At 69.7% G+C, this 1,262-nt stretch carries 1 protein-coding gene; it reads right to left on the reverse strand.

Annotated elements, in window-relative coordinates:
• Positions 1–40: 40 nt before the first annotated feature.
• Positions 41–1,066, reverse strand: coding sequence for an IS30 family transposase (locus tag ABZ354_RS28580; RefSeq protein WP_358661618.1), 1,026 nt, complete (start codon positions 1,064–1,066; stop codon positions 41–43).
• Positions 1,067–1,262: the final 196 nt, after the last annotated feature.

Consider the following 1,262-nt stretch of genomic DNA (forward strand, 5'->3'; position numbering starts at 1 on the left):
GGCGCTTTCTAGGGGTCGTTGCAACACGTGGTCGTGTTGATCAGGCCGCGAGCAGTTTAGACAGACGCTCGGCTGGGGTTTCCCAGCCGAGCGTTTTGCGTGGACGGCCGTTCAGCTCGGAGGCGACGGCGTCGAGGTGCTCGCGGGTGTGGACGGCGAGGTCGGTGCCTTTGGGGAAGTACTGCCGCAGCAGGCCGTTGGTGTTCTCGTTCGAGCCGCGCTGCCAGGGGCTGGCCGGGTCGCAGAAGTAGACGGGGACATCCGTGGCGATGGTGAACGCGCCATGGCTGCCCATCTCCGATCCCTGGTCCCAGGTCAGGGACCGTCGCAGGTGGGAGGGCAGGGTCTGGACCGTGGTGACCAGCGCGGCGCGAACACTCTCGGCGCCGTGGTCACCGGGCAGGTGCAGCAGCATGACGTAGCGGGTGGCGCGCTCGACCAGGGTGCCGATGGCCGACTTGCCGTCCTTGCCGATGATCAGGTCGCCTTCCCAGTGGCCGGGGACCGCGCGGTCCCCGGCTTCGGCGGGGCGTTCGCTGATCATGACCATGGGGGTCGCGAACCTGGGCTGACGCTGCTGGGCCTGGCGGTGCGGCTTGCGCCGGGCACGTCCGGTCCGCAAGGCACGGGCCAGCTCGCGGCGCAGCTCGCCCCGGCCCTGGACGTAGAGGGCCTGGTAGACGGTTTCGTGGACCACGTGCATCTCCGGCCGCTGGGGGAACTGGGTCCGAAGAGCCTGGCAGATCTGTTCCGGGCTCCACCGTATGCCCAGGTGATCCTGGATGAAGCCCCTCAGTTCACAGTTCTGGGCGATCTTGCCGGTCTTGGGCCGGGGCCGGCGGGCATCGGCGCGGGCCTGCGCGGCGTGCGGCCGGTAGGCACCGCTGCCCGGGTGGCGGTTGCGGCGGATCTCCCGGCTGATCGTGGACGGGCTGCGGCCCAGCTCCGCGGCGATCGCCCGCACGGTCGCCTTCTCCCGCAGCCGGTCGGCGATGTGGATGCGGTCTTCCTCACGCAGGTACCGGGACGGCCCGGAAGGCGCTGCCCCCGCGTTGATCGGTGGCAGCGCCTTCCGGTTTCCGTATGCGTAACGCCCGTTGCGCCACTTCTGGCCGGTCCGCACGTCGATCCCGACGATCCGGCACGCTTCCCGGTTGCTCACGCCCTGCTGCATGAGCCGGGAGTATGCCTCCCGCTCCCGGGTGAGCTTCTTCCTGCCCTGAGGCTTCGTCCGGTCCTTACGGATCTCGAAGTCCATCGCA

This window comes from Streptomyces sp. NPDC005925 (assembly GCF_040638805.1).
Lineage (GTDB): Bacteria > Actinomycetota > Actinomycetes > Streptomycetales > Streptomycetaceae > Streptomyces.